This is a genomic window from Pseudomonas botevensis (assembly GCF_019145475.1).
GTDB classification, from domain to species: domain Bacteria; phylum Pseudomonadota; class Gammaproteobacteria; order Pseudomonadales; family Pseudomonadaceae; genus Aquipseudomonas; species Aquipseudomonas botevensis.
On sequence record NZ_JAHTKI010000006.1, the window covers coordinates 136,105 to 149,624 of the forward strand.

A 13,520-nucleotide genomic window follows, 5' to 3' on the forward strand; every position below is an offset into this window, starting at 1 on the left:
GTGGGGCGCGGCCCTCCGGGTTGGAGCTGTGATGCCGCCGGGCTGCGTTGTGGGACTTGAAAAGGAAACGACATTTCCTGCGTCCCACGCCTTGCCCGGCGGCATCACAGCTCCAACGCGCCCGCCATTTGCGGCGAACACCCCCTACACAGGACTCCTCAAATGATCGAACTTCAAAACCTCAGCAAAACTTTCCAAAGCAACGGCAAAGACGTGAAAGCCGTGGACTCGGTGAGCCTGACCGTCAATGAAGGCGAAATCTGCGTGTTCCTCGGGCCATCGGGTTGCGGCAAAAGCACCACGCTGAAAATGATCAACCGTCTGATCAAGCCGACTTCGGGCAAGATCCTGATCAACGGCGAAGACACCACCGGCCTCGACGAAGTGACCCTGCGTCGCAACATCGGCTACGTGATCCAGCAGATCGGCCTGTTTCCGAACATGACCATCGAGGAGAACATCGTCGTCGTGCCCAAGCTGCTCGGCTGGGACAAACAGAAGTGCCACGACCGTGCCCGCGAATTGATGAGCATGATCAAGCTGGAACCCAAGCAATATCTGCATCGCTATCCGCGCGAGTTGTCCGGTGGCCAGCAACAGCGCATCGGGGTGATCCGCGCACTGGCGGCGGATGCGCCGCTGTTGCTGATGGACGAGCCGTTCGGCGCGGTCGATCCGATCAACCGCGAGATGATCCAGAACGAGTTTTTCGAGATGCAGCGGGCGCTGAACAAGACCGTGATCATGGTCAGCCACGACATCGACGAAGCGATCAAACTCGGCGACAAGATCGCGATTTTCCGCGCCGGCAAACTGCTGCAGATCGATCACCCCGACACCCTGCTCGCCCACCCGGCGGACGATTTCGTCAGTAACTTCGTCGGCCAGGACAGCACACTCAAGCGTCTGCTATTGGTGAAAGCCGAAGACGCAGCAGACAACGCCCCCTCGGTGAGCCCGGAAACTCCGGTGGCCGAGGCGCTGGAACTGATGGACGAACATGACCGCCGCTACGTGGTGGTCACCTGTGCCGAGAACAAGGCACTGGGTTATGTGCGTCGTCGCGACCTGCACCGGCAGACCGGCACGTGCGGGCAATTCCTGCGCGAGTTCAACGCCACCGCCGCGTACGACGAACACCTGCGGATCCTGCTGTCGCGCATGTATGAGTTCAACCGCGCATGGCTGCCGGTGATGGATGCCGAGCGGGTGTTCCTTGGCGAGGTGACTCAGGAGTCGATTGCCGCTTACCTGAGTTCGGGGCGTTCGCGGGGGATGAAGACCCATATCGTGTCGCCGGCCGAGATCGCCGTCGCCTGACCGGGCACCTTCGCGACAGGGTGCGCGGACTTGCTCGCGAAAGCGGTCTGTCAGTTGATGAAAGCAGTCGACTGGCACGACGCCTTCGCGAGCAAGCCTGCTCCCACAGGCTTTTGTACATTTTTTGAGCAGCGCACGCACCGGAAAGAAATATCAACACCAGCACGCCAGAAGTGCCACCGAAAACACCTCGGCCATGAGCCAAATTCCCCCTCGACAAACCTTCTCGCCGCCAACGTCGCCGATGTTGCCGCTATCGTAGTTATCCGCGATCCAGCGCAGAAAAGCGTCGAACGTGCAGGTATTTTTAACACTTCAAAATTGTCGGGGAACATCTGGCCGTCATCTCTGTCGGCTACAAAGAGTGATGTTCGCGACGCACGTCAGAAGAGTGCAAAAACGCGACATTTTTAGTTGATCTCAGGCCCCCCACGCCCTAAAGTTCGCGCCGAACGTCCATGCTGGAAACGATCCATCCGGCTCAAGTACTGACGACGAGACAGCAAGGCCAAGGGAAAGAAGCTGAATTTTCCCATGGCCTTTTTGCTTTCGGCGACATGCCTTGGGAAGTAGGCGAACCAAAGTGGGGATACGGAGGGCGTTCAGGAGGGTGTGTCATCAATGAATTCACAAGTGCGAATTCATTGATGACACACCCTCGCACCCATTGTTTTTTACGAGTTTGCCCATAGGAGCTACCAGCATGTCGATCCAGGTCGAAGACTATTTCGCGCGCGAAACCTTTCAGAAAATGAAGGCATTCGCCGACAAACAGGAAACCCCGTTCGTGGTGATCGACACCGCGATGATCGCCCAGGCCTACGATGACCTGCGCGCCGGTTTCGAATTCGCCAAGGTCTACTACGCGGTCAAGGCCAACCCGGCCGTCGAGATCATCGACCTGCTCAAAGAGAAAGGCTCGAGCTTCGACATCGCCTCGATCTATGAGCTGGACAAAGTGCTGAGCCGTGGCGTGCGCCCGGACCAGATCAGCTACGGCAACACCATCAAGAAGTCCAAGGATATCCGCTACTTCTACGACAAGGGCGTGCGCCTGTACGCCACCGACTCGGAAGCCGACCTGCGCAACATCGCCAAGGCCGCGCCGGGTGCGAAAGTTTATGTGCGGATCCTCACCGAAGGTTCGACCACCGCTGACTGGCCGCTGTCGCGCAAGTTCGGCTGCCAGACCGACATGGCGATGGACCTGCTGATCCTCGCCCGCGACCTGGGCCTGGTGCCTTACGGCATCTCGTTCCACGTCGGCTCGCAACAGCGCGACATCAGCGTCTGGGACGCCGCGATCGCCAAGGTCAAAGTGATTTTCGAACGCCTGAAAGAAGAAGACGGCATCCACCTGAAGCTGATCAACATGGGCGGTGGCTTCCCGGCCAACTACATCACCCGCACCAACAGCCTGGAAACCTACGCTGAGGAAATCATCCGCTTCCTGAAGGAAGACTTCGGTGACGACCTGCCGGAAATCATTCTGGAGCCGGGCCGTTCGCTCATCGCCAACGCCGGTATTCTGGTCAGCGAAGTGGTACTAGTCGCGCGCAAATCCCGCACCGCCGTCGAGCGCTGGGTCTACACCGACGTGGGCAAGTTCTCCGGCCTGATCGAAACCATGGACGAAGCGATCAAGTTCCCGATCTGGACCGAGAAGAAAGGCGAGATGGAAGAAGTGGTCATCGCCGGCCCGACCTGCGACAGCGCCGACATCATGTACGAAAACTACAAGTACGGCCTGCCGCTGAACCTGGCGATCGGTGATCGTCTGTACTGGCTGTCGACCGGTGCGTACACCACCAGTTACAGCGCGGTTGAGTTCAATGGCTTTCCACCGTTGAAGTCGTTCTACGTGTAAGCGCTCGCGCTGAAATGCAAAAAGCCCATGACGTGTCATGGGCTTTTTTGTGTCTGGCCTGGGGGGTGTGGTGGGTTTCAGATCCGCTGCAATTCCAGACAACGCCGCGCGTAATCCCCCGCCAACGCCTGGATCCTCGGATCTGTCGCCCCCGCCAGCGCCTCGCTCGCCACCCGCAAGAAATTCAGATTACCGCCGGCCAGCGCCTTCTCCAGCCAGACGACCGCATCCTCGACCTGCCCCGCATCCGCCAGCACCGCCGCATAACTGAACTGCCCGCGAAAATCCCCGCCCTCGGCCGAACGCCGATACCACTCGCGGGCCGTTGCCGGGTCCGCCGGACATACCTGCCCTTCTTCCAGATAACGCCCCAGCAGGTTCATCGATTTGGCATGTCCAATACCCGCCGCCCGCTGATACAGCGCCAATGCCTGAAGATGATCCACCGCCACGCCGCGCCCGGTCGCCAGCAGGTTGGCGAGGTTGTACATCGCCCAGTCCAGCCCGGCCTCGGCGGCGATCCGGTAGTGTTGCGCGGCAATCCCGGCGTCCGCCGCGCAGCCCCAGCCATGTTCGTGACAGCGGCCGAGCATGTTGCGCGCCATCAGATGGCCGTGCCCGGCGGCGATCCCGAACCAGCGCAGCGCCAACGGTTGATCCTGGGCGATGCCGTGGCCATCGAGCAGGATCTGCCCAAGCAATGCCTGGGCTTCAGGCACGCCCTCGCCGGCCGCGAGCAAAATCGCCTGGGCGGCGCGGGCCGGGCTTTCTTCGAGCATGGCGTTGAGACGCTGGCCGTCGAGGACTTCCTCGCGGCGTAACCGGAAATCCGCCACTTACACCTCGACCCAGCGCCGCAGCAGATTGTGATAGGTGCCGGTGAGGCGGATCAGCGACGGGTGATCGGGAACGTCGCGGGTCAGTTGCTGGATCGCCCCATCCATCTCGAACAGCAGCGCGCGCTGACTGTCTTCGCGCACCAGACTTTGGGTCCAGAAGAACGACGCGTAACGCGCGCCACGGGTGACCGCGTTGACCTTGTGCAAACTGGTGCCGGGGTACAGCACCATGTCACCGGCCGGCAGTTTCACCCGCTGGGTGCCGAAGGTGTCCTGGATTTCCAGCTCGCCGCCGTCGTAATCCGCAGGTTCGCTGAAAAACAGCGTGGCCGACAGGTCGGTACGCACCCGCTCGATACTGCCCTTGGGCTGGCGCACCGCGTTGTCGATGTGGAAGTCGAAACTGCCGCCCGCCGTGTAACAGTTCAGTAACGGCGGGAAGACTTTGTGCGGCAGCGCGGCAGACATGAACAGCGGATTTTTCCACAGCCGCTCGAGCATCGCGGCGCCGATTTCCTTGGCCAGCGGATGGCCTTCGGGCAGTTGCAGATTGTGCTTGGCCTTGGCCGATTGGTAGCCGGCAGTGATCTTGCCGTCCGCCCAGTCGGCCTCTTCCAGCGCCTGGCGAATGCGCTGCACTTCGTCTTTTTCGAACAGACCGGGGATGTGCAGCAGCATGGCAATGTCACCTGATGGCAAAGAGGCGGCAATGGTATTGATTCTTATTGACTGTGTAAAACCCGGCGGACGGATGAACTGGCAAAAACCGTAAGGTTAAATTGTAAAGAATGTAAATTCGTCGCGAATAACAATGTTTCGCAATTGATACGAATACCTGTTTACCCTATATTCCGCCGCCTCAAATCCTTGGGGAGGGGAATAAAAATGGCACGTCAACAAGCACAATTACCGGTCAGCACACCTCGTCTGCTCGCTTCCGCAATTGGTGTGGCAATCACCGCCGGCTCCGCCGGACACATGGTGTTCGCCGCCGAAAAAACCGACAGCAAAGCCTCCGGCAATGCCATCGCCCTGGATGCCACCGCCATCACCGGCGAAGCCCAGGACTCGACGTCCTATCAGGTCGAGAAAGCCTCCTCGCCCAAGTACACCGCGCCGCTGGTCGACACGCCGCGCTCGGTCACCGTCATCCCGCAACAAGTCCTGAAAGACACCGGCGCCCTGAACATGCAGGACGCTCTGCGCACCGTCCCGGGCATCACTTTCGGCGCCGGTGAAGGCGGCAACCCGCAGGGTGACCGTCCGTTCATCCGTGGCTTCGACGCCCAGGGCGACACCTACCTCGACGGCGTGCGCGACACCGGTTCGCAGAGCCGCGAGATCTTCGCCGTGGAAAACATCGAAGTCAGCAAAGGCCCGAACTCGGCCATCGGCGGTCGCGGCGCAGCCGGCGGCAGCATCAACCTGGTGAGCAAGAAAGCGCACCTGGGCAATTCGTTCGACGGTGGTTTCACCTGGGGCTCCGACCAGACCCAGCGCTACACGATGGATGGCAACTATCAGTTCAGCGACACCGCGGCCGGCCGTCTGAACCTGATGAGCCACGAAAGCAACGTCGCCGGTCGCGACAAGGTCGACTACGACCGTTGGGGCATCGCACCGTCCCTGGCCTTCGGCCTGGGCACCGACACCCGCGTCAACCTCGACTACTACCACCTCGAAAGCAATGACACCCCGGACTCGGGCATCCCGTACACCATCCCGGCCGGCGGTTCGGCAGCCCGCACCAAGTCCAATCCGGACAAGCCTTACGCCGGTGGCGATCACAGCAACTTCTACGGTCTGGATCGTGACTTCCGCAAGGGCCGCACCGACACCGCGACCTTCGCCATCGAGCATGACCTGAGCGACTCGCTGACGATCAAGAACACCCTGCGCCACGGCACCAGCATGCAGGATTACATCCTGACCCAGCCGGATGACAGCAAGGGCAACGTCAACAACGGCAGCGTCTGGCGTCGTGCGAACACTCGGGTGAGCAACACCGAGACCACCACCAACCAGACCGACCTGTTCGGCAACTTCTACGTCGCCGGCTTCAAGAACAGCTTCTCCACCGGTGTCGAATACACCCGTGAGGAAAGCCAGAAGTCCTCGTACAACGTCAACACCGACACCACGCCGCGCACCACCGCCGCGACCACCAACTGCACCCCGGCGATGATCGGCGCACCGAGCGGCTACAACTGCACCTCGCTGTCGAACCCGAACCCGAACGATCCGTGGAACGGCGCGATCTCGCGCAACTACGCCGGCACCGACACCCAGTCCGACACCTACGCCCTGTACGTGTTCGACACCCTGGAGTTGTCCCAGCAATGGCTGGTGAACATGGGCCTGCGTTACGACCACTTCGAAACCGGCTACAACACTTACAACAACGCGGGTCGCACCACCTCCAAGGGCAGTGACACCAGCGAGTTCGTGACCGGCCAGTTCGGCGTCGTCTACAAGCCGGCGGAAAACGGCAGCATCTACGCGTCCTATGCCACCTCCGCCACGCCACCGGGCAACACCCTGGGCGAAGGTCAGGAAGGCAACCCGCTGGGCGGCACGCCGGATCGCAACGGCAACCTGCTCAAGAGCGACCTGGAGCCGGAAACCACCAAGAACTACGAAATCGGCACCAAGTGGGATCTGCTGAACGATCGCCTGTCGCTGACCGCTGACATCTTCCGCACCGAGAAAGAAAACGCTCGCGTACAAGTCGACACCACGTCGTACGAAAACGCCGGCAAGACCCGCGTGCAAGGTATCGAGCTGTCGGCCAGCGGCAAGATCACCGACAAATGGCAAGTGTTCGCCGGCTACGCCTACATGGACAGCGAACAAGTTGACGGTGGTGACCTGCCGGCCAACAAGGCCAACAACGGTAACGAACTGCCTAACACGCCGAAAAACAGCGCCAGCCTGTGGACCACTTACCAGCTCACGCCGAAGCTGACCATCGGTGGCGGCGCGTTCTACGTCGACGACGTGTTCGGCAGCGTGGCCAACACCACCATGGTCGATTCGTACGTTCGTTACGACGCGATGGCGGCCTACAAGCTGAGCAAGAACGTCGACCTGCAACTCAACGTGCAGAACCTGACCAACGAGGTCTACTACGACAAGGCCTTCTCGACCCACTTCGCCAACCAGGCGGCGGGCCGTACGGCGCTGTTGAGCACCAACTTCCACTTCTAAGCAAACCGCAGGAGCCGGCGCCAGCCGCTCCTGCACAGAAACAGGCCCCGTTCATTCGATTGAACGGGGCTTTTGTGCGTAATAAAGAACGCTTCTCGATAACCCACGGCATAATGCGCGCCGTGAAGACAATTTTCGAACGGACAAGGCGAGCGACGTGTTGAAGAAAACCCTGTTCCAGTTGCACTGGTTCTTTGGCATCACGGCCGGTCTGGTGCTGGCCCTGATGGGCATCACCGGCGCGGCCTACTCGTTTCAGGATGAAATCCTGCGGGCGCTGAACCCGTCAGTGTTGCAGGTGGAAAAACAGGTCGCCGGGGTGCTGCCGCCAGCGGAGCTGGTGGAACGCATCGAAGCCGCGTCCGGCAAGAAAATCGCCATGCTCTGGGTCGAAACCGACAGCGGCAACGCCGCGCGGGTGTACTTCACCCCGCCCAAGGGTGAGCGCCGTGGCGAAATGCGCTACTTCGATCCGTACACCGCCGAGTTCAAGGGCGATGCCACCGGCCAGGACTTCTTCGGCCTGATGCTGCAACTGCACCGCTTCCTCGCCATGGGCGATACCGGGCGCAACATCACCGGCGCCTGCACCCTGATGCTGCTGTTTTTCTGCCTCTCCGGCCTGTACCTGCGCTGGCCGCGTCAATGGAACAGTTGGCGCGTATGGCTGATGCTGGACTGGAATAAAAAGGGCCGCAGCTTCAATTGGGATCTGCATTCGGTGGCCGGAACCTGGTGTCTGTTGGTGTATCTGCTGCTGGCACTGACCGGGCTGTCCTGGTCCTACGAGTGGTACAACAAGGGCCTGACCCGACTGCTCTCCGACGCCCCGCAAAACGAGCGCGTGCGCGGCGGTCGCGGCCCGGCGCCCGAAGGCCCGGCACCGGTCGCCGATTACGCGGCGATGTGGAGCAGCATCTACAGCAGCGCCGGCCCGGGCCTGTCGGCCTACAACATCCGCATGCCGCCAGTGGCCGGCCAACCGGCGACGGTGTTCTACCTGCTCGACAGCTCGCCTCATGATCGCGCGCTGAACCAGATCACCCTCGACCCGGCCACCGGCATCATCAAACGCGTCGACCGCTATGCCGACAAGAGCTTCAAAGAGCAACTGCTGACCAGCATTTATGCACTGCATGTCGGCAGCTATTTCGGCCTGGCCGGACGGATCATCGTCACCCTCGCCGCCGTGTGCATGCCGCTGTTTTTCATCACCGGATGGCTGCTGTACCTCGATCGCCGTCGCAAGAAAAAGCAGATCCGGGACGCACGCCAGGGTCTCGCACAACCGGCCGGCGATGCTTCGGCGTGGCTGATCGGTTTCGCCAGCCAGAGCGGTTTTGCCGAACAACTGGCGTGGCAGACCGCCGGCCAGTTGCAGGCCGCCGGCCTGCCGGTGAAGGTGCAGCCGCTGGCGAATGTCAGCGAGCAGGATCTGCGTGAATCGGACAACGCCCTGTTCGTGGTCAGCACCTTCGGCGACGGCGAAGCACCGGACAGCGCTCGCGGTTTCGAACGCAAAGTGCTGAGCCACGCCTCGCAACTCGACCGCCTGAACTTCGCCGTGCTGGGGCTGGGGGATCGCCAGTATCAACACTTCTGCGGCTTCGCCCGGCGCCTGCATCAATGGCTGGGCGAGCACGGCGGCAAGTCGCTGTTCGCGCCGGTGGAAGTCGACAGCGGCGACCCATACGCCCTGCGCCACTGGCAAACCCAGCTCGGCCTGATCACCGGACAGGCGCCGGTCGATAGCTGGCAGGCACCGAGCTACGAAAACTGGACGCTGGCACGTCGCGAACTGATGAACCCCGACAGCAGCGGTTCCCCCGTGTACCTGCTGGGTCTGAGCGCACCGAACACCAGCAGTTGGCTGGCCGGTGATCTGGTGGAAGTGCTGCCACGCAACTGCCCGTGGGCCATCGAGCACTTCCTCGACGGCCTCGGCATCCGTGGTGAAACCCCGGTCAAGGTCAACGGCCTCGAAGAGTCGCTGGAACTGGCCCTCGCCACCCGCCAGTTGCCCGAACACCGCGCCCATCTGGTCGGCCTGCACGCCCAGGCACTGGTCGATGCCATGGTGCCGCTGGCGATGCGCGAGTATTCGATCGCCTCGATTGCCGCCGACGGCGTGCTGGAGCTGATCGTGCGCCAGGAACAACACAACGATGGCAGCCTCGGCATCGGCTCCGGCTGGCTGACGGAGCACGCTCCGGTGGGCAGCGGCATCAGCATGCGGGTACGACGCAACAGCGGTTTCCACCTGCCGAACGAAGCGCTGCCGATGATTCTGCTCGGCAACGGCACCGGGCTGGCCGGATTGCGCAGCCTGCTCAAGGCACGGATTGCCGGCGGGCAACAGCGGCACTGGCTGCTGTTCGGCGAACGCAACCGCGAGCACGATTTCCTCTGTCGTGCAGAGCTGCAAGAGTGGTTGATCAACGGTGATCTGGAGCGATTGGACCTGGCGTTCTCCCGGGATCAGATAGAGAAAATCTACGTGCAGGATCGCTTGCGCGAATCCGCTGCCGAGCTGAAGAAATGGCTGGCGGACGGTGCAGTGATTTACATCTGCGGCAGCTTGCAGGGGATGGCTTCGGGGGTGGATCAAGTGCTGAATGAGGTGCTTGGGGCTGCCGAGGTTGAACGGTTGATCGAGCAGGGGCGGTATCGTCGGGACGTTTATTGATCGACTTGAGTCAGTCGCCCTCACCCTGGCCCTCTCCCAAGGGAAGAGGGGACTGATCGCACCGTTTGAGAGAGCTGCATCGACCTGCAAGTGCCAGGTCGAACGCAGGATATGAAAAGCACGAAGATCGACTCCCTTTCCCCCTCTCCCCCAAGGGGAGAGGGTTGGGGTGAGGGGGCTTTTGATCTTGAGCCATTCAAACCGGCTGCAACCTCTGCTCGAACACCGCCACCCCATCCAGGTCCCGCAACACCACACTCATCTCCCCGCTCTGCCCTTCGATATTCACCTCGCCAAAAAACTGAAACCCGGCAAACGGCGATGTGTTCTGCGCCGGTGGTGCCTTCTCGAAGACCACCTCCGGGCCAAAGGTTTTATCCAGCGGATTAGGCCCGAAACTCCCGGCATTCAACGGGCCGGCGACAAACTCCCAGAACGGTTCGAAATCCTGGAACGCCGCACGATCCGGGTGATAGTGATGCGCCGCGCAGTAATGTACGTCCGCCGTCAGGAATACGAAATTGCGCACCTGTTGCGCCCGCAGGAAACCGAGCAATTCGGCAATCTCCAACTCGCGTCCCTGAGCCGGCCCGGGGTCACCGTTGGCTACCGCTTCCCAGCGCGCAACACCGGGGCTGACCTCACCGTCCGGCACGCCGAGGCCGATCGGCATGTCGGCGGCGATGACTTTCCACTGGGCTTTCGATGCTTTCAAACCGCGCTTGAGCCAGTTCAGTTGCTCGCGCCCGAGGAACGGTTTTTCCGCGCCGAGATTGTCGTCGTTGGCGCCGCGATAACTGCGCATGTCGAGCACGAACACATCGAGCATCGGCCCGTAGCTGAGCTTGCGATAGATCCGCCCGCCGCCATCGGCAGCCTGCAAACGCATCGGCGAATATTCGAGCCAGGCCTGACGCGCACGGCCGACCAGGGTGTGGATATTTTTTTCCTGATAGCGCTCGTCGAGTTGCTTGCCCGGCGACCAGTTGTTGACCACTTCATGGTCGTCCCACTGCCAGATCTGCGGCACTTCGGCGTTGAAGCGGCGGATGTTTTCGTCTATCAGGTTGTAGCGATAGTTGCCGCGATAGTCGTCGAGGGTTTGCGCAACCTTGCTCTTGGCTTCAGTGGTGATATTGCGCCACACCCGACCGCCCTCGGTGGTCAGTTGCGCCGGCACCGGGCCGTCGGCGTAGATGGTGTCGCCGCTGTGGATAAAGAAGTCCGGCAAACGCATGCGCATGGCTTCATAGATGCGCATGCCGCCGATATCGGGGTTGATGCCGAAGCCCTGGCCGACGGTGTCGCCGCTCCAGACAAAACGGATATTGCGCCGCGCGGTCGGTGCGCTGCGCAAATGGCCCAGCCACGGTTCGCTGGCGACGCCGGTGCGGGCATCCTTGAAGTACACACGGTAGAAAATCGCCTGATCGGCCGGCAACCCGGTGAGCTCGACGCGGGCGGTGAAATCGCTGCGGGCATCGGCCAGCGCGGAGACGACACGGCGCGGATGGCGGAACTGGCTGCGGGTGTCCCACTCCACCACCATTTGCGCCGGGCGGTCTGCGCGGCTCCAGATCATTGCCCGGTCGCCCTGCAAGTCGCCGGATTGCACGCCGTCAGTGAGTTGCGGTCGATCCTTGACCGAAGCAATCACCGCCGGCGCCAGCCCCGGCATCAGCAGTCCGGCGCCGACCGCCTGCATCACGCGCCGGCGACCGAGGTTGAAATCGCTCATGGTGTTCTCCCTGAAAAAGGAAAACTTAAGCACGGGTTTGTGAATCGGGAGTGACACCGGACAAATGATTGCCGGCAGAGAAAGCGCCTTGTGGGAGCAAGCTTGCTCCCACAAGGCGAGGGCGTCAGGCCTTGGCCGGTTCCAGCGCCAGTTCCACCGACTCCGGCCGTTTGACCAGCGCATACACCACCGCCGTCAGCAGACTGCCCGCGACAATCGCCAGCAGATACAACAGCGCATGGTTGATCGCGTTCGGAATCGCCAGCACAAACAGGCCACCGTGGGGCGCCATCAGTTTGCAGCCGAAATACATCGACAACGCACCGGTCAGCGCACCACCGGCAATGCTTGCCGGAATCACCCGCAGCGGGTCCTTGGCGGCAAACGGAATCGCCCCTTCGGAGATAAAGCACAGCCCCAGCACCAGCGCCGCCTTACCGGCCTCGCGCTCAGTCTGGGCAAACTTGCGTCGGGCAATGAACGTGGCGATGCCGAGGCCGATCGGCGGCACCATGCCGGCGGCCATGGTCGCGGCCATCGGTGCGTAACTCTGTGAGGCCAGCAGCCCCACCGAGAACGCATACGCGGCCTTGTTGATCGGCCCGCCGAGGTCGACGCACATCATGCCGCCGAGCAACACGCCCAGCAGAATCGCGTTGGTGGTGCCCATGCTGTCGAGGAAATGCGTGAGCGCCGCGAGCATCCCGGCCACCGGTTTGCCGACCACGTAAATCATCACCAACCCGGTAAACAGACTGGCGAACAACGGAATGATCAGGATCGGCTTCAGCGCTTCCAGACTCTGCGGCAACGCCACATAACGACTGATCGCCTTGGCCGCATAGCCTGCGATAAACCCGGCGACGATCCCGCCGATGAAACCGGCGCCCAGCGTGCTCGCCAACAAGCCACCAATCATCCCCGGCGCCAGCCCCGGACGGTCGGCGATCGAGTAGGCGATGTAACCGGCCAGCAGCGGCACCATCAGCTTGAACGCGGTCTCGCCGCCGATCTGCATCAACGCCGCCGCCAGTGTGCCCTCTTCCTTGAACGCGGTGATGCCGAAGACGAACGACAGGGCGATCATCAAACCGCCCGCCACCACCATCGGCAGCATGAACGAGACACCGGTCAGCAAGTGTTTGTAGACCCCGGTTTTCTCTTGCTTGGCCGGCGCCTTGCCATCGCTGGCGGCGCTTTCCTGCTGACCTTCGGCCAACGCTTTGTTGAGTGTCGCTTCCGATTGCTTGAGGGCGATGCCGGTGCCGCACCGGTAGATTTTCTTGCCGGCGAAACGCTCGGTGGCGACTTCGATGTCCGCTGCCAGCAGCACCACGTCAGCCTCGGCAATCGCCGCCGCGCTCAACGGATTGCGCGCGCCGACCGAGCCCTGGGTTTCCACTTGCAGCTCATAGCCCAGGCGCTTGGCCGCCTGCTGCAACGCCTCGGCGGCCATGAAGGTGTGAGCAACGCCAGTCGGGCACGCAGTGACGGCGACAATGCGTGGCGCGGTCTGTGCGACGACAGCAGGCGCAGCCTCGGCAGCCACGTAGATGGCCGCGTCCTGCGCGCCGCGTTGCAGCACCTCTTCGACGTCTTGCAGAGCTTGCGCCGGAGCAATCCGGAACACGCGCTTGCCGACGAAACGGCTCATGTCCACCGCCCCGGTGGTCACCAGCAACACCCATTCGGCGGCCTCGATCGTCGCCGCCGACAACTGTCGCTCGGGGTGCGCCGCGTCCATCACTTCGACACTGGTGCTCCAGCCCTGACGCTGGGCCGCCGCATCCAGCAGCCGGGCGCACAGCACACTGGTGACCATACCGTTCGGGCAGGCCGTAACAATGGCTAATTTCATGACAA

Annotated in this window: 9 protein-coding genes; 5 read left to right on the forward strand and 4 right to left on the reverse strand. The window is 61.9% G+C overall.

Annotated elements, in window-relative coordinates:
• The first annotated feature begins 162 nt into the window (after positions 1–162).
• From KVQ74_RS10555 to KVQ74_RS10565, 3 genes are all read left to right on the forward strand, one after another.
• The gene (locus KVQ74_RS10555; RefSeq protein WP_217831013.1) at positions 163–1,320 is read left to right on the forward strand and encodes an osmoprotectant ABC transporter ATP-binding protein OsmV; all 1,158 of its coding nucleotides are present in this window, start codon (positions 163–165) and stop codon (positions 1,318–1,320) included.
• A gap of 30 nt (positions 1,321–1,350) precedes the next feature.
• Positions 1,351–1,734 (forward strand): hypothetical protein, encoded by a 384-nt coding sequence (locus KVQ74_RS10560; RefSeq protein ID WP_217831014.1) that lies wholly within the window; start codon positions 1,351–1,353, stop codon positions 1,732–1,734.
• A gap of 289 nt (positions 1,735–2,023) precedes the next feature.
• Positions 2,024–3,187, forward strand: a complete 1,164-nt coding sequence (locus KVQ74_RS10565) for a type III PLP-dependent enzyme (protein ID WP_217831015.1) — start codon at positions 2,024–2,026, stop codon at positions 3,185–3,187.
• Positions 3,188–3,264: 77 nt separating this feature from the next.
• Here the strand turns inward: KVQ74_RS10565 and KVQ74_RS10570 are convergent, their stop codons facing one another.
• Positions 3,265–3,966, reverse strand: a complete 702-nt coding sequence (locus tag KVQ74_RS10570) for a tetratricopeptide repeat protein (RefSeq protein WP_217831118.1) — start codon at positions 3,964–3,966, stop codon at positions 3,265–3,267.
• A gap of 57 nt (positions 3,967–4,023) precedes the next feature.
• Positions 4,024–4,704, reverse strand: coding sequence for a Fe2+-dependent dioxygenase (locus KVQ74_RS10575; RefSeq protein ID WP_217831016.1), 681 nt, complete (start codon positions 4,702–4,704; stop codon positions 4,024–4,026).
• 207 nt (positions 4,705–4,911) lie between these two features.
• On the opposite strand from KVQ74_RS10575, the gene KVQ74_RS10580 reads away from it, so the two are divergent.
• On the forward strand, positions 4,912–7,233 hold the full coding sequence (locus KVQ74_RS10580; RefSeq protein WP_217831017.1) for a TonB-dependent receptor: 2,322 nt from the start codon (positions 4,912–4,914) through the stop codon (positions 7,231–7,233).
• Between the two features lie 157 nt (positions 7,234–7,390).
• Positions 7,391–9,919: a PepSY domain-containing protein gene (locus tag KVQ74_RS10585; protein ID WP_217831018.1), complete on the forward strand. Its 2,529-nt coding sequence runs from the start codon at positions 7,391–7,393 to the stop codon at positions 9,917–9,919.
• Between the two features lie 196 nt (positions 9,920–10,115).
• Here the strand turns inward: KVQ74_RS10585 and KVQ74_RS10590 are convergent, their stop codons facing one another.
• Both KVQ74_RS10590 and KVQ74_RS10595 read right to left on the reverse strand, forming a co-directional pair.
• Positions 10,116–11,657, reverse strand: a complete 1,542-nt coding sequence (locus KVQ74_RS10590) for an alkaline phosphatase D family protein (protein ID WP_217831019.1) — start codon at positions 11,655–11,657, stop codon at positions 10,116–10,118.
• A 124-nt stretch (positions 11,658–11,781) separates the two neighbouring features.
• A complete protein-coding gene (locus KVQ74_RS10595; protein WP_217831020.1) occupies positions 11,782–13,515 on the reverse strand; it encodes a PTS fructose-like transporter subunit IIB in 1,734 nt (577 codons plus the stop codon).
• Positions 13,516–13,520: the final 5 nt, after the last annotated feature.

What these genes read in the sequence shown, in the direction of transcription:
- KVQ74_RS10570 (WP_217831118.1), bottom strand. Translation starts at nt 3,966, where the DNA reads ATGCTCGAAGAAAGCCCGGCCCGCGCCGCCCAGGCGATTTTGCTCGCG.
- KVQ74_RS10555 (WP_217831013.1), top strand. Translation starts at nt 163, where the DNA reads ATGATCGAACTTCAAAACCTCAGCAAAACTTTCCAAAGCAACGGCAAA.
- KVQ74_RS10595 (WP_217831020.1), bottom strand. Translation starts at nt 13,515, where the DNA reads ATGAAATTAGCCATTGTTACGGCCTGCCCGAACGGTATGGTCACCAGT.
- KVQ74_RS10580 (WP_217831017.1), top strand. Translation starts at nt 4,912, where the DNA reads ATGGCACGTCAACAAGCACAATTACCGGTCAGCACACCTCGTCTGCTC.
- KVQ74_RS10565 (WP_217831015.1), top strand. Translation starts at nt 2,024, where the DNA reads ATGTCGATCCAGGTCGAAGACTATTTCGCGCGCGAAACCTTTCAGAAA.
- KVQ74_RS10590 (WP_217831019.1), bottom strand. Translation starts at nt 11,657, where the DNA reads ATGAGCGATTTCAACCTCGGTCGCCGGCGCGTGATGCAGGCGGTCGGC.
- KVQ74_RS10575 (WP_217831016.1), bottom strand. Translation starts at nt 4,704, where the DNA reads ATGCTGCTGCACATCCCCGGTCTGTTCGAAAAAGACGAAGTGCAGCGC.